This window comes from Sunxiuqinia sp. (assembly GCF_055140945.1).
Genome location: NZ_JBSQYS010000014.1, coordinates 37,523 through 59,526, shown reverse-complemented (window position 1 = coordinate 59,526; position 22,004 = coordinate 37,523). Strand labels below are relative to the sequence as shown.

Annotated in this window: 14 protein-coding genes; 9 read left to right on the top strand and 5 right to left on the bottom strand. The window is 41.7% G+C overall.

From position 1 onward, the window contains the following. Positions 1-170 precede the first annotated feature (170 nt). Together ACTB00_RS08660 and ACTB00_RS08655 are read left to right on the top strand one after the other, a co-directional pair. On the top strand, positions 171-908 hold the full coding sequence (locus ACTB00_RS08660) for a polyprenol monophosphomannose synthase (RefSeq protein WP_159517613.1): 738 nt from the start codon (positions 171-173) through the stop codon (positions 906-908). A gap of 144 nt (positions 909-1,052) precedes the next feature. Further along, a complete protein-coding gene (locus ACTB00_RS08655; RefSeq protein ID WP_463299516.1) occupies positions 1,053-2,396 on the top strand; it encodes a dihydroorotase in 1,344 nt (447 codons plus the stop codon). 23 nt (positions 2,397-2,419) lie between these two features. On the opposite strand, the gene ygiD is transcribed toward ACTB00_RS08655, so the two are convergent. The 3 genes from ygiD to ACTB00_RS08640 form a co-directional block, all read right to left on the bottom strand. Then, on the bottom strand, positions 2,420-3,235 hold the full coding sequence (gene ygiD, locus ACTB00_RS08650) for a 4,5-DOPA-extradiol-dioxygenase (RefSeq protein ID WP_463299515.1): 816 nt from the start codon (positions 3,233-3,235) through the stop codon (positions 2,420-2,422). A 52-nt stretch (positions 3,236-3,287) separates the two neighbouring features. Then, positions 3,288-4,157 (bottom strand): coiled-coil domain-containing protein, encoded by an 870-nt coding sequence (locus tag ACTB00_RS08645; protein WP_463299514.1) that lies wholly within the window; start codon positions 4,155-4,157, stop codon positions 3,288-3,290. A gap of 103 nt (positions 4,158-4,260) precedes the next feature. Continuing rightward, positions 4,261-5,037, bottom strand: a complete 777-nt coding sequence (locus ACTB00_RS08640) for a patatin-like phospholipase family protein (protein WP_463299513.1) — start codon at positions 5,035-5,037, stop codon at positions 4,261-4,263. Positions 5,038-5,218: 181 nt separating this feature from the next. Between ACTB00_RS08640 and mfd the strand changes: the two genes are divergently transcribed. The 6 genes from mfd to ACTB00_RS08610 all read left to right on the top strand — a co-directional run bounded on the left by mfd (position 5,219) and on the right by ACTB00_RS08610 (position 16,678). After that, positions 5,219-8,548 carry a transcription-repair coupling factor gene (gene mfd / locus ACTB00_RS08635; RefSeq protein ID WP_463299512.1) on the top strand — a complete coding sequence of 1,110 codons (3,330 nt, stop codon included), beginning with the start codon at positions 5,219-5,221 and terminating at the stop codon, positions 8,546-8,548. 161 nt (positions 8,549-8,709) lie between these two features. Then, on the top strand, positions 8,710-9,615 hold the full coding sequence (locus ACTB00_RS08630; RefSeq protein WP_463299511.1) for a DUF6263 family protein: 906 nt from the start codon (positions 8,710-8,712) through the stop codon (positions 9,613-9,615). Between the two features lie 808 nt (positions 9,616-10,423). Then, the gene (locus ACTB00_RS08625) at positions 10,424-10,873 is read left to right on the top strand and encodes a MarR family winged helix-turn-helix transcriptional regulator (RefSeq protein WP_463299510.1); all 450 of its coding nucleotides are present in this window, start codon (positions 10,424-10,426) and stop codon (positions 10,871-10,873) included. 37 nt (positions 10,874-10,910) lie between these two features. Beyond that, positions 10,911-12,098: an efflux RND transporter periplasmic adaptor subunit gene (locus tag ACTB00_RS08620; protein ID WP_463299509.1), complete on the top strand. Its 1,188-nt coding sequence runs from the start codon at positions 10,911-10,913 to the stop codon at positions 12,096-12,098. Between the two features lie 15 nt (positions 12,099-12,113). Further along, positions 12,114-15,263 carry an efflux RND transporter permease subunit gene (locus tag ACTB00_RS08615; RefSeq protein WP_463299508.1) on the top strand — a complete coding sequence of 1,050 codons (3,150 nt, stop codon included), beginning with the start codon at positions 12,114-12,116 and terminating at the stop codon, positions 15,261-15,263. Between the two features lie 26 nt (positions 15,264-15,289). Continuing rightward, positions 15,290-16,678, top strand: a complete 1,389-nt coding sequence (locus ACTB00_RS08610) for a TolC family protein (RefSeq protein WP_463299507.1) — start codon at positions 15,290-15,292, stop codon at positions 16,676-16,678. A gap of 166 nt (positions 16,679-16,844) precedes the next feature. On the opposite strand, the gene ACTB00_RS08605 is transcribed toward ACTB00_RS08610, so the two are convergent. Continuing rightward, the gene (locus ACTB00_RS08605; RefSeq protein WP_463299506.1) at positions 16,845-17,213 is read right to left on the bottom strand and encodes a DUF423 domain-containing protein; all 369 of its coding nucleotides are present in this window, start codon (positions 17,211-17,213) and stop codon (positions 16,845-16,847) included. A gap of 233 nt (positions 17,214-17,446) precedes the next feature. On the opposite strand from ACTB00_RS08605, the gene ACTB00_RS08600 reads away from it, so the two are divergent. Continuing rightward, on the top strand, positions 17,447-19,690 hold the full coding sequence (locus tag ACTB00_RS08600) for a peptidase U32 family protein (RefSeq protein WP_463299505.1): 2,244 nt from the start codon (positions 17,447-17,449) through the stop codon (positions 19,688-19,690). A gap of 160 nt (positions 19,691-19,850) precedes the next feature. Here ACTB00_RS08600 and scpA read toward each other — a convergent pair whose 3' ends face one another. Beyond that, on the bottom strand, positions 19,851-22,004 hold the full coding sequence (scpA, locus tag ACTB00_RS08595; RefSeq protein ID WP_463299504.1) for a methylmalonyl-CoA mutase: 2,154 nt from the start codon (positions 22,002-22,004) through the stop codon (positions 19,851-19,853).

Sequence of the window (22,004 nt, the reverse complement as noted above, 5' to 3'; positions counted from 1 at the left end):
CACATGCTATGCATCACCCAAAACACAATCATATTAATATTCTTTTAACAAGACCTTCTTGTCTTAAAATCAAAACTTTCCCAAAGAAATGTTCATTCTGAAAAAATAATAAGTCATACTTCAGTAATTTCTGTATTTTCGCAGTCACACACATAATTAGTTGAGATCGAATGAAGAATCTGGTAATTATTCCCACCTACAATGAGAAAGAGAATGTAGAGAAAATGATCCGAACGGTATTTTCACTGCAAACCCCGTTTAATATTCTGATAATAGAAGATGGCTCTCCTGATGGAACAGCAGCAATTGTTAAAAATCTCCAACAGGAATTTAAAGACAAGCTCCATATTCTGGAAAGAAAAGGTAAGTTAGGATTAGGCACAGCCTATCTAACCGGATTCAGATGGGCCTTGGAGCGCGACTACGAATACATCTTTGAGATGGATTGCGACTTCTCGCATCCTCCTGAAGATTTAGAGAATCTTTATAAAGCCTGCACAGAACAGGGTGCAGACCTTGCCATCGGCTCGCGATACATTAAAGGTATCAATGTAATTAACTGGCCATTGGGGCGGGTCCTCATGTCGTACTTTGCCTCTGTTTATGTGCGGTTTATCACCGGCTTGAAAGTGATGGACACAACAGCCGGTTTTAAGTGCTACACCAAAAAAGTGCTTGAGACGATCGATCTCGACAACATTCACCTGAAAGGTTATGGTTTTCAGATTGAGATGAAGTTTACAGCCTGGAAACATGGGTTTAAGATTATCGAAGTGCCAATTATTTTTACCGAGCGGCAAGAGGGCACATCAAAAATGAGTGGTGGAATTTTCAACGAAGCACTGTGGGGAATATTGAAAATGAAAATTAGGAGCTGGTTCAGAAAATATCCACCCTACCAAGCTTAAAAACAAAAAGATAAACTATTTCAACTAATAAAGATTGAACAAATCACTCAACATAGCGATTATTTATAACGATTTTAAGGCTGCAGAAATGTAGCCTTTTCAATTTTTGTTTCGTAATTTAAAGGGCAATCAAAACCAATCATCATGAAGACGCTAATCCATAATGCAACCATCATTAACGAAGGAATCCAGTTCAACGGCAGTATTTTAATTGAAGATGAATTGATTAAGCGGGTCTTCAAGGAAGAGGTAGTTCCTGATAGTGTGCTCCGAGAAGCAACAGTGATTGACGGAAGTGGAAAATTATTAATCCCGGGAGCCATTGATGACCAAGTGCATTTTCGCGAACCAGGACTCACCCATAAAGGCGAAATTGCGACAGAATCGGCAGCAGCATTGGCCGGAGGTATTACGTCGTATATGGAAATGCCAAACACAAAACCACAAGCAACAACACAGGAAGAACTGGCAAAAAAATATGCTCGCGCAGCCGAAGTTTCAGCTGTTAACTATTCGTTTTACATGGGTGCAACCAACGACAACCTGGACGAAGTTCTGAAAACTGATCCAACCCAGGTTTGTGGTGTAAAAGTTTTCATGGGTTCATCAACCGGCAACATGTTGGTTGATGACGAGCAGACTTTAGCCGAGATTTTCAAAAACGCTCCGACACTTATTGCCACGCATTGTGAAGACGAAGAAATCATCAAACAAAACACCGAAATCTATCGTCAGAAGTATGGCCAGATTGTGCCAATATCAAGACACCCAAAAATACGAAGTGCCGAGGCTTGCTTTAAATCATCATCAAAAGCGGTAGAGTTGGCAAAAAAATACGGAGCCCGATTGCACGTGCTTCATCTAACCACTGCTGATGAGATGCAGCTTTTCGAAGCTGGCCCGGTAAAAGACAAGAGAATAACAGCCGAAGTTTGTGTTCACCACCTTTGGTTTGAAGAAAAAGACTACATCGCTTACGGTACACGAATCAAGTGGAATCCGGCAGTAAAATCGGCACAAGATCGGGCTGCACTTTGGGAAGCGTTACTGGCTGACAAGATTGATGTGATTGCAACCGACCACGCTCCACATACGCTAGATGAAAAATCACACGCCTATTTTCAAGCTCCATCAGGAGGCCCTTTGGTACAACATTCGTTAACCGCCATGCTGGAATTTGTGAAACAAGGGAAAATATCAGTTGAGAAAGTGGTTGAGAAAATGTGCCACACTCCTGCAGACCTCTTTCGTATTGACCGCCGTGGCTATATCCGCGAAGGCTACTATGCTGACCTGGTTTTAGTTAATCCTGATAAAAAGTGGACGGTTTGTCCCGAAAATATCTTATACAAATGCTGCTGGTCTCCTTTTGAAGGAACTGAGTTTAGCCATCAGGTTTCAAAAGTTTTTGTAAACGGACAATTAGCCTACGACCGTGGTCATATTGATAAGCAGGTAAGAGGTAAACGAATGGAATTCAACAAGTAGTTTTTTTTCAATCATACACGAAGTCATTCTTTTGCATAAACAATGGAGCGCATTGACACCGATCCTAAATCGAACGTTTCGTTAAAAAAGCGAGCTTGTTCATCAGCATATTTCATCCCAAGAACATAAAAAAGCGGTAGCAAATGATCAAACGTAGGATGAGCTAAAGAACTTAGCTCTCCCCACTTTTGAAAGTTCATCGCTTCATTATCATTACCCTGTTTTATCATTTTAGCCAACTGTTGATCGAACTCCAACGCCCAATCATAGACTTTTCCAGCCGCTGACATTTGCCCCAGGTTATGTACCAGATTTCCACTTCCTACAATTAGCACTCCTTTTTCCCGAAGTTGCTTCAACTCCTTTGCTAACTCGTAGTGGTATTGAATTGGTTGATAATAATCGATACTAAGCTGCACAACCGGCACATTGGCCAACGGAAACATTGGTTTGAGCACCGACCAGGCACCATGATCCAATCCCCAATCAAAATCAACCGATACCTGATGACTTTTGCTCATCTGTTGAATCCGATTGCCCAAATCAGGATCTCCCGAAGCCGGATATTGTTGTTCAAAAAGTTCCTTTGGAAACCCACCAAAATCATGAATGGTCTTTGGATTCGTCATAGCCGTAACAGCAGTGCCGCGCGTAAGCCAGTGTGCCGAAATGCACAATATCGCTTGCGGAGTCACCAAGCTGTTTCCCAGCTCCTGCCAGCTCCTTCGGTATTCATTATCCATAATCGCGTTCATTGGATTTCCATGACCAATAAACAGTAATGGCATTCGCTCGGAAGCCGGCAATTGCTTTATCCAGTTCTTAAAATCCTGATTCATCTCTACCTTGAGTTAACGAATATCAAAAAAGGAGCGAAACGCTCCTTTTCTTTTATTTTACTTCTATCACTAAGTATTTGCTTGTTCGCCAAAATCGATCAGGATTATTGATGACCAATTTTTCAACCGGGTCTTCACCAACCAGATCGAAGCTTCCTGCCGGATGAGTTGTAACGACATGTGCTTTTTTTGCATTCAAACTAATTTCAGTGACATTACGGATATCTATTTTTGTAAATAAGTCCGGGTTAAAATCCTTACGAAATTTCAACGTACGTCCCAGGCCTAAAAAACCACCCGTCTTTTCAACGATTCCATTCTCCACCAGCTCATCATCCGTTCCAAAAACATAATATCCCGTATTTAACTCGGTGGTTTGAATATCGATCACTTCCGCCTTTTCTTTAATTTCTTTCGACTGAATTTCAGCTTTTTCCTGGGCTTCAACCAAATCTTTAGTCAACTCAGAAACATCAATGTCCATTTTCTCGAGAGCCATTCTCAGTTCTGCAATTTGATCGTCTTTCTCTTCCAACTGGGTAGTCATCATATCAAGCATACGTTGCATTTCATTAATCCGGTAACCCGAGTTACCTAGCTTTTTCTTTTGACTTTCAACCAATTCCTTATTTCTTATCAGTAAATCAGAAATCAGCTTAATGTCATTCAGAATTTTTTTCTTGTCGCTTACTTTTGGCTCAGCATTATTTAACGACTCCAGATTAACAATTTCTTCCAGCTTTTTAATGGAGTCTAAATTAGTCTGAATCTCATTCATCGATCCGACAAAATCATTGATTGTAGAATCCTTTGCTTCAGCTACGGTTCTCAAACTATCCTGCACTTCTTGCATGCGATCAATTTTCTTTTGTTGGCACGAGGCCAAAAATACGACTGCGATTATAAAAATTAGTTTCTTCATGATCAGATTATTTTTAATCAAAGTTAAAACACTTTCTTGTTAGTTGCTCTATCCACCAGCGACTATATATTGCATTTTGGGGATAAACTTCCACAATGTGTTATTATTTATGACAAAGTCGTTGAATTTCCTCCATTTGCATCTTCGTTTCGTTATAGCCTATTTGGTATATTTCATCTGCTTTAGCGAAATCCATTGGACTGTAGCCATCCAGTTTCTCCGGTTCGAGCAAAAAGTGGCACAACTCGAGTTTCGACTGTGAACTTTGTCCTATAACAATTCGCAAACACCGTTCCGAAATTTGCTTCATTCCCCTTATTCCATCAATCTGACCGACATGAGTTACATGTACTCCAATAAGAACATCCACCTTTCCGACCAAAGGCTCTACCGGTAAATTATTTAAAAGGCCACCATCCACATAGGTTTGTTCATTAACAACTTGTGGTTCAAATAATAACGGAATTGAAGCTGATGCCAATACATACGGAATCAGCTGCCCCTCCGAAATCACTTCATACTCTCCGCTATTCAAGTTTGTAACAGCACAGTAGAATCTCTTGTTTAGTGATTTGAAATCCTGATCACCAACAAACTCCTTCAAGATACTCTCCACTTTCCCCATTTCAAAAAAACCATTCGAAGGCAATTTCCAACTAACTATCCGATAAATTTTACGACGTTTTATCTCTCTCAATATTTCAAGCGGCGAAGTTCCGGCAGCATATAAAACGCCCACCAAAGCTCCCATGCTTGTTCCTGAAATCTCATCAGGTATAATTCCATTCTCTTCGAGAGCCTGTAAAACACCCAGGTGGGCAATCCCCAGCGCTCCGCCACCGCTAAGCGCGATGCCTATTTTTGTTTTCTGTTTTTTCATTCCGAAAAGTTAGCAAGTAATCAAATACAAAAAAAACATTGTCAACCATGACGATAAATAGAGCTCGTCAGCAGCAATTGCAAACTCATTCCATTTTTTACTTCGGCAAAACACATTAAAAAAGAAAACATCAAGTCAAGAAAAAACTATTCTCTATCTTTGTTCGAAATTTTTTAGAATATTGGAATTACAGCATTTTAAAAAAATATTTGGAAAGCTTGAGGTTATTCAACCCATGCTGAAAAAGATGAGTACCCCGGGTGAAAAAATCCACCTGTCGGGGCTTGTTGGCTCGTCGCAAACAGTACTGGCATCGTTAATAGCAGAAAAGCATATCCAGCCGCTTGTTTTTATATTGAATGACAAAGAAGAAGCGGCCTATTTCTATGATGATCTGGCTAATTTGAATACGAACTCCCCCCTGTTCTTTTTTCCAAGTTCGTATAAGAAATCGGTACAATACAATGCAATTGAGCAGGAAAACATCATTCTGCGAACCGAAGTGCTAAATCAGCTGCACAGCGAAAATCACATCAGCATCGTTACCTATCCGGAAGCCTTAGTAGAAAAAGTGATCTCCGGCGAAGGACTGGATTCAAATAGTTTTCCGGTACATAAAAACGACAAGTTATCGATTGACTTTTTAAATGATGTCCTTTTTGAATATGGATTTGAGCGGGTTGATTTCGTTGTTGAGCCGGGACAGTATTCCATCAGGGGAAGCTTAGTCGACATTTATTCCTTTTCTCATGAAGATCCGTATCGACTTGATTTTTTTGGAGACGAAGTCGACAGTATTCGAAGCTTTGATATTGAGAACCAAATCTCAAAAGAACAGCTCAAAAAAATTGTTATTATTCCCAATATTCAGGATGGACTTACAGAAGAAAAAAGAGATAATTTCCTGAATTTCATTCCTGAAAAAACGAGCATCTACATCAAAGATGTGTCATTGGTTGGCGATTTAATCGATCAGATTTATCAGCAAACAATAACCAACAAAGATTTACCGGAGAAGTTAATCACTCAGGTAATTTCCGGTAGTGATTTTCTTACAAAACTGAAAGAATTCACATGTCTGGAAGCCGGTCCAAGCAACTACTTTAACACACCGCTGGAGTTCGAGTTTAACAACTCACCACAACCGGTTTTCAACAAAAACTTCGAACTGTTAGCCCAAAATCTACAGAAAAATTCAGCTGAAGGATACACTAATTTCATACACTCGGCCAGCGAAAAACAAATTGAGCGGCTGCATGCTATTTTTAAAGATCAAAACCTGGATGTTGAATTTACCGACCTCTATTTCACCCTGCATGAAGGCTTCATTGATCATGATTTAAAAATATGCTGTTATACCGATCACCAGATTTTTGAGCGCTACCACCGTTTCAAACTAAAAACACGAAAGCCTCAAAAAGAAAGCATCTCGCTAAAGGAGCTTAACAAACTGCATCAAGGTGATTATGTGGTGCATATTGATCATGGAATTGGAAAATTCGTAGGCTTGGTAAAAACCGAGGTAAACGGCAAAATGCAAGAAGCCATTCGCCTGGTTTATCGCGACAGTGATGTGCTGTTTGTTAGCATCCATTCGCTACATCGTATTTCAAAATATAAGGGTAAAGACGGAGTTGAGCCCAAAATTAACAAACTGGGAACTGGTGCGTGGCAAAAAATGAAAGACCGCACCAAGAAAAAGGTGAAGGACATTGCCAAAGATTTGATTGCCCTTTATGCGGAACGAAGAAAAGAAAAAGGCTTCGCTTTTTCGCCTGATTCGTACCTGCAAAATGAGCTGGAAGCATCTTTTATTTATGAAGATACGCCCGACCAAATGAAAGCGACTGTGGCACTCAAAGAAGACATGGAGCGCGAAATGCCAATGGACCGACTGGTTTGCGGGGATGTTGGGTTCGGAAAAACGGAAATCGCGGTGCGTGGCGCATTTAAAGCTGTGGCCGACAGCAAGCAGGTGGCTATACTTGTGCCGACTACAATCCTGGCTTTGCAGCATTACAAAACCTTTTTGGAGCGCTTAAAAGACTTCCCGGCCCGCATTGAGTATGTGAGTCGGTTGCGGCCTACAGCCGAAGTTAAAAAGGTATTGCGTGAAGTTGCTGCCGGCAATATTGACATCTTAATTGGAACCCACCGCCTGATTGGGAAAGATGTGAAGTTTAAAGACCTCGGATTACTGGTTGTTGATGAAGAGCAAAAGTTTGGCGTTTCGGTCAAGGAGAAGTTGAAACAGCTAAAGGTGAATGTCGATACGCTGACGCTAACAGCTACACCTATTCCTCGAACACTGCAATTCTCATTGATGGGTGCGCGGGATTTATCCATCATACAAACACCTCCACCCAACCGCTACCCAATTATTACCGAGCTGCATGGGTTTAACGAAGAAGTGATCCGCGAAGCAATCAACTACGAAGTTGCTCGAAACGGACAAGTATTTTTCATCCACAACCGGGTGCAAAATATTCTTGAAGTTGAAGCCACCATCAAACGAATGGTCCCGGGAGTAAAGACTGTTGTTGGTCACGGCCAAATGGATGGTCCAAAGCTGGAGAAAATTATGCTCGACTTTATCAATGGCGAGTACGATGTGCTAATTGCCACAACTATTATTGAGTCTGGGCTGGATATTCCGAATGCGAATACAATCATCATCAATCATGCACAAAACTTTGGCTTAAGCGATTTGCATCAATTGCGTGGACGCGTGGGCCGTTCTAATAAAAAGGCCTTTTGCTATTTACTGGCACCTCCACTATCAACATTAAGCCCAGAAGCCCGCCGACGACTGAGGGCGATTGAAGAATTCTCGGAGCTGGGAAGTGGTTTCAACATTGCCATGCGCGATCTTGATATTCGTGGTGCAGGAAATCTGTTGGGTGCCGAACAAAGTGGTTTTATTGCCGACATTGGTTACGAAACTTACCACCGCATCCTGAACGAAGCGATGCAGGAACTTAAGCAAGGCGAATATCAGGAACTGTTTAAAGATGAACAAAAAGATGCCGGGCAGGCCTTTTTACAAAACCAATTTGTTAACGATTGCCAGATTGATACTGACATGGAATTACTGTTTCCAGACCAATACATCCAGAGTATTTCGGAGCGGATGCTGCTATACCGCGAGCTGGATAATATGGAAACCGAGGACGCATTACAACAATTTGAATTGGGCTTGATCGACCGTTTTGGCAAACTACCCAAAGCCAGCCAAGAACTGTTGGAAGTCGTTCGTTTGCGCTGGGTGGCTATCGAAATTGGGATTGAACGTATCATCCTGAAAAACAAAAAGATGATCTGCTACTTTGTATCCAATCAGCAGTCCGACTACTACCAATCGCCAGCTTTTACCAAAGTGCTCCAATTCGTTCAGCAAAACCCCTCCAAGTGCAAAATGAAGGAGAAAAAAGATAAGCTCAGCCTGAGCTTTGATCAAATAAAATCCATTTTATCAGCAAAAGCTGTTTTAGACGAAATTAGCAAAAACTAACTACCCATCCTTCATTTTCGGTCATTCACCGAAAATTTATCAATCTTCGAATAAAAGTTCCAGATATTGAATTTTGAAAAACACCGTTATTTTTCGTTCATACTATTGTGTTTTAGCTTTGCATAATCTATTTTTATCAAAAAAAATCAAAAATTCAGTTTATGAAAATCTCAAAAGCCACCCTGTTACTAATTATTGTCAGTCTGTTTTTTTCGTTTTCAACTCAGGCAAAAACAAAAAAACTCCTTCGATTAAACCTTGAAAAAGGTGCCGTTTACGAAATGACCATGAACATGGATAACCATATGGATCAGGAAATGATGGGGCAACAAATGAAAATGGATCAGAAAATGCAAATGGTTACTTCTATGACTGTTGCCGATGTGCTTCCAAACAAAAATTTCATGCTCACTTATCAATACAAATCAATAAGAATGGACATGGAAACCATGGGACAAACCATGTCATTTAACACCGATAATCCTGACGACGACAATCCTGCCTCAAGCATGCTGAAAGGCATGACGACAGTTGAGCTTAAAATGGAAATCACCTCACGCGGAGAAGTTGTTGATATAGAGGGATTCGAAAGTTTCAACAATGCATTTGGCCAAAATCCGCAACTAAAAGGAATGCTACAAATGTTTTCAGACAAGGAAGCATTTAAGTCCAACTTCAGTAAAACGTTTAGCTATTTTCCTGAAGATAAAGTATCAGTTGGCGATACGTGGAATTCAACTCAGCAGTTGAAAGATTTTATGAATATGAATTTTGATATGCACTTTACGGTGACAGACATTGAAGATGATAAAATAACGCTAGATGTAAACTCAGATTTCAGCTCCAGTTCACCCATTGAACAAGGGGGGATGAAGATGGAAATGGACATGACCGGCAAACAAAATGGCGAAATGAAAATCAATTCTGAAGATGGCATGGTGAGCTCGTCTGATCTCTCCCAAGATATTTCGATGCTTATGAAAATGACCAATCCACAAACTCAAAAAGAACAGGAAATTCCGATGGAAATGAAATCAACGGTGAAGATTTCTGTCATCAAATTCTAGCCCCAAATGCTATTATTTATTGGGCTACCGAAAATGGCGGTCGTCACAACCTGAAAAACTGCCTTAGCCAAATTTATCAGAATAAATCCGGATAAATGGTTAAAACTAACTAATTAAGGATGAATGATGAATCTCATTAAGCTCCTTTTCCGTTTGAGCTCGAGAACCTAAGCTGGCAGCTTTATCTTTCATAACCACATTTCCTACCAAATAAAAAGGCAGTCCTCTGACTGCCTTTTCCGTCCCGATCTCTCGGGAACTAACCTAAACCAACTAAACCTAATAAACCATGAGCTCACCGGGAATTGTGGTGTGTTGATAAATCAACGAATCCCCAGCTTGCTACTAACATACTTGCTATTAACAAGTACATTCGATTTCGGCTCAAAGATATTAAAAAAATCAACAGAATTGCAACGATAACCATGAATTAGCTCGGTGAGTATTTGCTTTAGCAACAGCACCTGAAAGGCTTTATGTCATGTAAATGTCTTATTATCAAAGCTGCTATTCCGAACAATGATCTGGTTGTAAATTCGATAAATATCTTGGTATTGTTTCTTTGAATCATTAGTTAAACACAAAACTGACAATAGCATTTTGCGCAGCCCTAAAACAATCTTTATTCAAAAGACACTTTTTTAGTAAAATTCGTCTGCTTTTTTTAATCATCAATAAAATAAAGAGCAAAAAGAGCCACAGAATCAACAAATTAAGACACCAAACTCCTCTATTAACGTTTAATTAACCCAATTAGTTGACGAAGTCAACTAATGTATTTCTAACTTTGCGTCATAAATTTACAAAAATGCAATTACCAAAACCATTAGGATACTTGCTTGGTCAAACCATGCGAATATTCAAACATAAATTAACGTCAAAGTTTAAAGCAAACAACATCGACCTGAGCTTGGACTTCTTTCTAATTTTGTTGCAACTATATAATCGAGAAGATGTAACGCAACAAGATTTATCAAATCAGCTACAAAGAGACAAGTCGATAGTTTTAAGGCAAGTAAACACCTTGCTCGATAAACGGATTGTTGTTCGGTTACCCGATAAAATCGACAAACGTAAAAAAAATCTCATATTGACACAAAAAGGATATGAGCTCCTATTGGAAGCAAAAGAGATATCGCGAAACCTATCGGATGAGCTTTTAGCCGGACTGAGTGAAACAGAAGTTAATTCCTTTTTTAAAGTGCTACAAACCATTCAGGAAAATAGTGGATTGGAAGAAGATCAGTGGTGCTGTTGATAAAATCAACTAAATACAAGTAACAAGCAATAGAAACATGAAAACAATTAGACAAATCAGAAACTTAAGTTTCATTTTACTGATGTTCGCCTCCGTTTCCTGCTCACAAAAGCAGGGAGCAAACGGTGTAGGCCAAGCACAACAAGCCAGAGAATACAAGGTTATTGCCGTGAAACCAGGGGCTGTTACCTTGAACAAACAGTACCCAGCAGCCCTGGAAGGACAACAGACTGTAGAAATTCGTCCGCGAATTGCTGGCTACATTGAAAATATTCTGGTTGACGAAGGTGCGTATGTGAATAAAGGTCAGGTACTATTTCGCATCAACGCCCAGGATATCCAGGCGCAGGTCCGTTCGGCTGAAGCACAAGTAAAAGTTGCCGAAGCACAGGTGAGCACCGCAGAAATTAACCTTGGAAAAACCAAACCGCTGGTTGAAAAAAGCATTATCAGCGCGTATGATCTGAAGTCGTCCGAGGCAACGCTGGAATCGGCAAAAGCACAGTTGGCACAAGCAAAAGCCAACCTCGAAAATTCAAAAGCTAATTTGCAGTACACTGTTATCAAAAGTCCTGCAAGCGGAACTATCGGAACTTTTCCGTACCGTGTCGGAAGCCTGGTGAGCAGCAGCATTGCCCAACCATTAACAACTGTTTCAAACACATCAAGCATGTATGCTTATTTTTCAATGAATGAAAAAGATTTTCTGCAATTGACAAAAAGTCTTGAGGGAGACAACCTTCAGAAAAAGTTTGAAAACATGCCGAAGGTTTCTCTAATTTTAGCTGATAACACTCCTTACTCAGAAAAAGGGAACATACAAACTGCCAGCGGATTAGTCGATCAACAAACCGGAGCTGTAAATATTCGTGCGTCTTTTCCTAATGGCGACGGTATGTTGAGAAACGGCAGCAGCGGTAGGGTTAGCATTCCTCAACATCTTGACTCTGTTCTCCTGGTTCCTCAAAAAGCAACCTATGAATTGCAAGGCAAACACTTTGTATACATTGTTGGAAAAGATAACAAAGTGAAGAACACTGAAATTAGCGTATTAACAGGAAACCTGAAGGATCAGTACGTAGTAACTTCCGGATTACAAAAAGGCGATCAGGTTGTTGTTGAAGGCGTGGCAACGCTTCGCGATGGAACACCAGTAAAACCGGAACTCGTTGAAAACACAAATTCAGCTCAAAGCAGCACTTCAGCGAATCAGGTAGAAAACTAAAATCAGCAAAAAATCATGTTCAGAAAGTTTATAGAAAGGCCAATCCTATCATCGGTCATATCAATTATTATTGTCATTCTAGGAGTACTGGGATTAACCAGCCTGCCTATTGAACAATATCCGGACATCGCTCCGCCAACCATTCAGGTTTCGACATCCTATACCGGTGCCAATGCCGAAACAGTGCTCAAAAGTGTTATTACCCCCCTCGAAGAACAAATCAACGGGGTAGAAAACATGACTTACATGTCTTCAACTGCCAGCAATAACGGGGTCGCAACTATTCAGGTATATTTTAAGCAAGGCACCGATGCCGATATGGCAGCTGTAAATGTGCAAAACCGAGTAGCACGAGCTACCAGCTTATTGCCAGCCGAAGTAAACCGTGCAGGGGTAATTACAGCCAAACGGCAAAATAGTATGTTGATGGTATTCTCGATGTATAGCGAGGATGGCAGATACGACGAGACATTCCTACAAAACTACAGTCAAATTAACTTGCTCCCTCAAATTCAACGTGTAAGTGGAGTTGGCCAAGCCTTGGTTTTTGGTTCAAAAGACTATTCCATGCGGATTTGGTTAAAACCCGACATGATGGCAACTTACAATTTAATGCCGTCCGACGTTGTTGCCGCACTGAATGCGCAAAACCTGGAAGCAGCTCCCGGAAAGTTTGGAGAACAAAACAACCAAACCTTTGAATATGTGCTGAAGTACAAGGGGAAATTGTCAATGCCTGAAGAGTTTGAAAACATCATCATAAAGGCAGATCAAGACGGGAATATCCTTCGCCTTAGTGACGTAGCAAAAGTAGAGATGGGCTCTTTAAGCTATGCTTCATCCACCGAGGCAATGGGCCAACCGGGTATTGCCATGGCAATTTTTCAATCACCGGGCTCAAATGCTCGTGAGGTTAACGTTGAAGTTCAAAAAGTACTGGACAATGTAGCAGAAACATTTCCTGAAGGAGTAAAATATCATGTTTTAATTAATGCCAATGACTTCCTGGATGCGTCTATCGAGAAAGTAATCAGCACTTTACTCGAGGCCTTTGTGCTGGTATTCATCGTTGTGTTTATTTTCTTGCAAAATTTCCGGGCAACACTGATTCCTGCAATTTCAGTTCCTGTGGCAATTATTGGTACATTTTTCTTCCTAAATGTTTTTGGTTTTACCATTAACCTACTGACATTATTCGCCTTGGTGCTTGCCATTGGGATTGTGGTCGACGACGCCATTGTAGTGGTCGAAGCCGTGCATGCCAAGCTGGATCAGGGAGCTAAAAATGCCAAAGAAGCAGCGGTATCAGCCATGAGCGAAATCTCCACAGCAATTGTTTCCATTACGTTGGTTATGGCTGCGGTATTTATTCCGGTGACTTTCATTACCGGAACAACCGGAGTTTTCTATAAACAATTCGGGATTACACTGGCCGTGGCGATTGTTTTGTCGGCCGTAAATGCATTGACACTAAGTCCGGCTCTATGTGCCATTTTCTTAAAGCCTCATAGCGAGAGCAAACTTCACAATGCGGGTTTAATGCAACGTTTCTATGCGTCGTTTAACGTAGCATTCGATGCAATGACAGAAAAGTATAAAAAGACCACTCACTTCTTTATGGTCAGAAAATGGTTGTCCTTTGGACTGATTATTATTTTTTCCGCTGGACTCCTTTACCTGGTCAGAACAACCCCCACAAGTTTTGTACCTTCTGAAGATACCGGAATCATGATTGTTGACATTAGCATGCCTCCTGCAACTTCAGCGGAACAAACAAGAGAGGTTGTCCAACAAGTCGACCGGATATTAGCTGAAACGCCTGAAATAGAAGGAAGATCAACGATTGTTGGCCGTTCGCTTATCAGTGGTCAGGGTGGTTCCTACGGAATGATGTTCTGTGACCTGAAACCATTTGAAGAAAGAAAAGGTGAAGGCCAAGATATAAATAGTGTCATCAATAGGCTTTACGGAGCTACTTCTCAGATCAAAGATGCTCGCATTCTTTTTATTAAGCCACCAATGGTTCCTGGATTCAGTATCTCAGGAGGTGTTGAGCTCCAGTTGCAGGATAAAACGGGTGGAGATATCCAAAAATTCGAAGGAATCGCACAAAAATTTCTTGGAGCACTTAACCAGCGCCCAGAGATGCAATATGCAATGACTTCTTTTAATACCCGGTTTCCTCAGTTTCAAGTTGATGTTAATGTCGCTAAGTGTATGCAGTCAGGCATCACAACCAGTACGGTGCTCTCTGTCCTGCAGGGGTATATTGGTGGATATTATGCATCCGATTTTAACCGTTTTGGAAAACAATATCGTGTCATGCTACAAGCGGGTCCAAGTTATCGTGGCAACCCGGAGGATCTGAATAATATTATGGTGCGAACTTCCAACGGCGAAATGGCACCCATCACTTCATTCGTTACTTTGAGCAGAGTATACGGACCTGAAAACATCACCAGGTTCAACATGTATACTTCAATTTCGGTAAACAGTTCTCCGAATGCCGGTTTCAGTACTGGTGATGCAATTAACGCGGTTGAAGAGGTTGCGGCAGAAACACTGCCACCCGGTTATACCTACGAATTTTCCGGACTGACCCGAGAGGAAATAGCTTCAGGAAACCAAACGGTATTCATATTCATCCTTTGTCTAATCTTCGTTTATTTCTTGTTGGCAGCACAATATGAAAGTTACATACTACCGCTTTCCATCCTAATCTCATTGCCAATTGGGATTGCCGGTTCTTTCATTTTTGCCAGAATAATGGGAGTGGATAATAATATCTACCTACAGATTTCATTAATCATGCTGATTGGTCTTTTAGCCAAAAACGCGATCCTGATTGTTGAGTTCGCCTTGCAAAGACGCATGGCCGGAATGTCAATCATTCAATCGGCAGTGGAAGGAGCAACGGCCCGTTTACGGCCTATCCTGATGACCTCCTTTGCGTTTATTTTCGGGCTAATCCCATTGGTGCTTGCCGGAGGCGTTGGAGCCAACGGTAACCGTTCCATTGGTGTTGGTGCCGCCGGAGGTATGCTGGTCGGAACATTGATCGGAATTCTTGTCATCCCGGCTATGTACGTTGTTTTCCAAACACTTCAGGAAAAAATCAAGAAACCGGAGATAATAGAAATTTCAGACATGAACACCATGGAATAGCTTATTCCGGAAAAAACAGAACGATTATGAAAACAAATTCATTCAAACATATCATTTTACTGGCTGGCGTATCGGCAGTGCTATTTTCATGCAGCACTTCCCGACACTTTCAACCAGATACAATCAATACCGAAGGGCTTTTTGGAACCGAACAGACTGACTCCGCAACCATTGCTGAAAAGCCTTGGCAGGAATTGTTTACCGATCCTCAGTTGAAGGATTTAATAGAAGAAGGTCTAAACAACAATCCTGATTTGCAAATTGCCACTCAGCGGGTACTGCAGGCAGAAGCTTATTTCGGACAAAGCAAGGCGTCGCTTCTTCCGGGAATAAACGCCAAGGGAACCGGCAATTACCAGCATAATCCAAAATCAATCTATCCGGATGGGCCGCGCGATGTGAGCAGCTACCAACTCGGGCTGGAAGCCAATTGGGAAGTTGACATTTGGGGGAAACTGCGCAGCTCAAAGCGTGCAGCTTATGCTGATTTATTAGCAAGCGATGCTGGCAAAAAAGCGGTGCAAACCCGATTAATTGCCAACATTGCATTGGCCTATTACAACCTGGCTTCGCTGGATGCCAAATTAGCCATCACCCGTCAAACGGTGAAAAACAACATCGATTTGGTTGAAACGATAAAAGCACTGAAGGAAAGCGGACGCGTAACCGGAGCTGCCGTGGTTCAAAGCCAGGCGGCACGATACGCAGCTGAAGTCACCATTCCGGATTTAGAGCAACAGATTCGAGAATCGGAGAATGCCTTGTCGACTTTGCTGGGGCGCGTTCCGGGATCAATTCAGCGGAACAAGTTGAGCGACCAGAAAATAAGCGCATTACTGAAAACGGGTGTGCCATCTCAATTACTCGAAAATCGCCCCGACGTAATGCAATCGGAGTATTCGGTGATGAGTGCTTTTGAAATGACGAATAACGCACGTGCCTATTTTTATCCATCGCTGACCATTACCGCATCAACGGGTTTTGCAGCCAGCGATTTGGACGAATTACTCGATCCCACATCATTTGCTTCGAACGTTATCGGTGGATTAACTGCTCCATTATTCAATAAGCGGGCTAATGTTACCCGACTCAAAGTTGCCAAAGCTCAGCAAGAAGAAGCGTTATTAAGTCTTCGGAATACCTTGCTCAATGCCGGACAGGAAGTAAACAATGCACTGAATTTGTATGAAAACACCGAACGGAAAATGTCCTTGCGAGCTCAACAATTGGAGGCACTGGAAAAGTCGGTTGAGTACACCCGGGAACTGCTGACTTATGGATCGGCTACCTACACTGAGGTACTGAATGCCCAACAAAGCTTATTGGGAGCTCAGCTCAGCGATGTAAACGACCATCTACAAAAACTGAGTGCCGTAGTTTCACTATATCGCGCAGTTGGTGGCGGCTGGAAGTAAACTAGTTTTTAATTTGAAGTTTGGATAAAAACCTCTAAAACAGGAGCGTCATCCCGAACTCGTTTCGGGATCTGTGTCAATATCAAACAGACCCTGAAATAAATTCAGGGTGACTTTTTCCATCCGGGTTTTTTTGTCCAAACTTCATTTTTTAAAACGACATCGCTCACCTTTTCCAAACAGCCAAAAATAGCAGCACCCACCCAGCAATAAAACTCAATCCGCCAATTGGCGTGATGGCTCCCAGCCAACGAATACCGATGATAGCCAACACATACAAGCTACCGGAAAAAATCACAATGCCGGCGGTGAGGCAAATAGCCGACCAATTGATTAAAGTTGACGGTATTTGAACAGCCAACACACCAATCAGCAACAAGCCCAGTGCATGATAAAAATGGTATTCCACCCCGGTTTTATATACCTGCATCAAGTCGTCGCTAAGTTTTGCTTTTAAAGCGTGAGCACCAAAAGCCCCAAGAATAACAGCGGCCGCTAATAATGCAGCAGCCAACATCAATATTGTTTTACTCATTTTCGTTGTGGTTCTATATTTATCCTTGATAACAATACACCCAAGCTTTTGTTAAAAATGAGCCGACATTAGATTCCTTCAAGGAAATACCACCGCCGGAGTCATTTATTCTCTAAAAACTCTTTAATTTAGATGTCCTAAAAACAGAATGCTTACAATACCGTGTGTTGAAAAACAAAGGCAAAAGGGATTGTTACATATGTCGACATCCAATCACTTCACCCGAAAGAATAATGAAAAGAAAAATTGAATTACTGGCACCTGGAGGAGATCTTGATTCGGTGAAAGCGGCAATTATAGCAGGAGCTGATGCGGTATATTGTGGACTGAATAAGTTTAATGCCAGAAACCGGGCTGCCAATATCAGTTTCGAGAATTTATACGGGATTATAAGATTGGCGCATAAAAACGATTGCGAAGTTTTTCTCACGCTTAATATCCTTATTGTTGAAAGTGAAATTCCCCTTCTTTTAAGTGTGTTAAACAAATTAGTAAATACCGGCATCGATGGTGTGATTGTTCAGGATTTTGGTCTGTTTTATCTTTTATCCAACCACTTTAAAGTCCTTAAAATCCATGCTTCAACACAGCTGACAACGCATAACGAAGGACAAATAAAATTCCTACGTCGGTTAAACGCTGGCAGAGTAAATCTATCCCGTGAGCTAAATATTGATGAAATCAAACACTTAACTTCGGTAGCACATGAAAATGAGCTTTTAACGGAGGTTTTTGTCCACGGTTCTTATTGCATTTCCTTTTCGGGTGTTTGCTATATGAGTTCGGTTTTATCAGGAAAATCGGGAAATCGTGGCCGATGCAGTCAACCCTGCCGAGACCGTTACTTACCGACTTCGGCAGGAAAAAACTATCCGTTGAACCTGAAAGATAATTCAGCCTATTCCGACCTGAGAGAGCTGTCGGAAGCTGGGGTGGATTCATTAAAAATTGAAGGTCGAATAAAAGAATTTGAATACGTTTATACGGTAGTGAATGCCTGGAGAAAACAACTCCACAGTTTTTACAAGCATGACATCCTGCTTGATGACAAGAGCGATTTGCATAAGGTGTTTAATCGCAAATTCTCAAATTCCTTTCTGAAGGGAAATCTCAATAAAGATCTGTTTATTGATAACCCCATGAGTAACTCCACGCTACACCTATCGGAAATTAACCAATACTCTTCGGATGACAAACGAGAGCAAGAAACTAAAGAATTGTATGACGAAAAAGAAGAAGCCCGAAAGCAAATCAAAGATAAAATTGACCAACTAAGTGTCGATGACATTCCTTTGGTGATTGAGATTTCCGGAGCATCGGGAACCGTTTTAGAGACGACCGTAAAAACACCTGACCGATCATTTACCGTGCAATCGGCAAGCAAACTGTCCGATAAGGGGGTTGAGTGTTTAAATGAGGCGATCATATTAAAAAAACTACAATCGATAAACGACACGGGGCATTCCATAAAAGAATTAAATACCGACCAACTTGGATCGGAACTTTATCTTCCATTTAGAGAACTGACCGCTTTAAAAAGAAAAATATTATTTGTGCTGAACGATTCCAGGGAAGTAATCTTACCCATCGCTCTTCCTACTTTAAAGAAGGCAATCCCGGTAAAGATTAAGCCCACTCTTTCAGTATTAATCTCCTCGCCAAAAGATATCTCACTTTGCCAAGACGGCTCAATAGTGGTTTATTTTCAATTGCCCAATTCATTTAAAAATAAATCGGCCGAATTCCTCAACCTTTTTAAAACCAACGAGAACTTAATCCCTTGGTTCCCGTCTATTCTATTGGGTGAAGATTATACTGCCGCAGTCGATTTACTACACCACTTCCGAGGGAAAACAATTGTGACAAATAACACCGGGATAGCTTACGAAGCTTATAAAAAAGGGATTGATTGGATCGCCGGTCCGTACTTGAATCTGACCAATTCGTACAGCCTTTTAGCTTTGAAAGAAAACTTTAATTGCTCCGGGTCATTTATTTCGAATGAACTAAAATTCACGCAAATAAAAAGCATCAAGAAACCTGATAATTTCGACTTGTATTACAGCATTTATCATCCTATTTTGATGATGACAAGTAGGCAATGCTTGTTTCATCAGGTAACCGGATGTAAAAAGCATATACTCGACGAAAGCTGTATTCAAGAATGTTCGAAATCTTCAACCATTACAAATTTGAAACAGGACAGGTTCATTGTTGAGAAAGCAAAAGGCAATTACCATCGCATCTACAACGAGGCTAATTTTCTGAATACAGAGATTATTAAAGATATGCCTAATCACTTTTCCAGCTTTTTCATTGATTTAACAGACATAGAGACCGAAACAAAAATTGAACTGGATAAAGCAAGCATCGTCAAACTTTTTAAAAATCACCTCCGAGGAAATCCGGATTTGAAGGAGCAACTCAAAAAAGTTATTTGCCCATCAATAAGTACGCAGTATAAAGACGGAATCTAAACCGAAAACCGAGCGGGGTTCTTAACTTCCCTATTTCCATTTTTTGAGAAGCCGTCATCCCGAATTCATTTTGGGATCTCCATAGAACAAGGAAAGGCTCAAAAAAAAGGAGATCCTGAAACAAGTTCAGGGTGACGCTTCCTGAAAGATCCCGAAGTTCTTACTCTTCGTGAGCCGAAATTAAAACCTCCAGAATTTTTTTACCTGCAGCTGATACGCTGGTTCCGGGGCCGAAGATGGCGACCACACCGGCTTCGTACAGGTACTTGTAATCCTGTGCAGGAATCACACCACCGGCAATGACCATGATGTCTTCGCGACCCAGTTTTTTCAGCTCTGCAATAACAGCAGGAACCAAGGTTTTGTGTCCTGCAGCCAGTGAAGAAACACCCATCACATGTACGTCGTTTTCAACGGCCTGCTTGGCAGCTTCTTCCGGAGTTTGGAACAGCGGTCCCATATCCACATCGAAACCAAGGTCGGCATAACCGGTTGCCACTACTTTTGCTCCACGATCGTGACCATCCTGCCCCATTTTGGCAATCATGATCCGTGGTTGACGGCCTTCCAACCCGGCAAACTTTGTTGCCAAATCCTGTGCTTCCTTGAAGGTTTTGTCTTGTTTACTTTCTGATGAATACACGCCTGAAATTGTTCTGATTACAGCTTTATAACGTCCCACGATTTTTTCGCAGGCATCTGATATTTCACCCAATGACGCACGTTTCTGTGCCGCTTTAACAGAGAGATCAAGCAAGTTGCCTTCGCCTGTTTCTGCACATTTTGTGATAGCAGCCAGAGCTTGTTGAACTTCCTCTTCGTTGCGCTCGCCACGTAGTTTCTCCAATCGCTTAATTTGCGATTTACGAACTTCGGTATTGTCAATATCCAAGATATCAATCGGATCTTCTTTTTCCAAACGGTACTTATTTACCCCAACAATGGTTTGACCACCGCTATCAATCCGTCCCTGAGCACGGGCAGCAGCTTCTTCAATACGCATTTTTGGAACACCGGTTTCAACGGCTTTCGACATACCACCCAGTTTTTCAACCTCTTCAATCAATGCCCAGGCTTTGTTGTACAACTCCTGAGTCAACGACTCAACATAGTACGAACCCGCCCATGGATCTGCACCACGGCAAATCTCGGTTTCTTGCTGAATATACAACTGTGTGTTACGGGCAATACGAGCTGAGAAGTCGGTTGGCAAAGCAATTGCTTCGTCCAGCGCATTGGTGTGCAACGACTGAGTGTGTCCCAAAGTAGCAGCCATCGCTTCGATAGCCGTACGACCAACGTTGTTGAATGGATCTTGCTCCGTCAACGACCAACCCGAAGTTTGCGAGTGCGTACGCAAAGCCATCGATTTTGGGTTTTTCGGGTTGAATTGTTTCACCAGTTTCGCCCAAATCATACGTGCAGCACGCATTTTTGCAATCTCCATAAAATGGTTCATTCCAACCGCCCAGAAGAAGGACAAACGTGGCGCAAAAGCATCAACATCCAGTCCGGCTTTAATACCTGTGCGCAGGTATTCCAAACCATCAGCCAAAGTGTAGGCCATTTCAATATCGGCAGTTGCACCGGCTTCTTGCATGTGGTAACCCGAAATAGAAATTGAGTTGAACTTAGGCATCTTTTGAGAAGTAAACTCAAAGATGTCGGCAATCGCTTTCATCGAGAATTCCGGTGGATAAATGTAGGTATTACGCACCATGAATTCTTTCAGAATATCATTTTGAATAGTTCCTGAAAGCTGCTCCAGTGTTGCTCCTTGTTCCAATGCTGTCACAATATAGAATGCCATTACCGGAAGTACAGCTCCGTTCATGGTCATCGAAACAGACATTTTATCCAATGGAATCTGGTCGAACAGGATTTTCATATCCAGGATCGAGTCAATCGCCACACCGGCTTTACCCACATCACCAACTACACGAGGGTGATCCGAGTCGTAACCACGGTGAGTTGCCAAGTCAAAAGCTACTGAAAGCCCTTTTTGTCCGGCAGCCAGATTACGGCGGTAAAACGCATTCGACTCTTCAGCGGTAGAGAATCCGGCATACTGACGGATCGTCCACGGACGCATAGCGTACATCGCTGAATATGGTCCACGAAGATATGGTGGCAAACCGGCAGCATAATTTAAATGCTCCATGCCTTCCAAATCGTCTTTCGTGTAAACTGGTTTCACCGGAATCTGTTCCGGAGTCACCCAGTCTTTCTCAATTTTATTTTGAGCAGCCCACTCGCCGGCCTCTGGCTGGGGAGCAACTGTTTTTATGTTTATATTCTTAAAATTCGGTTTCAT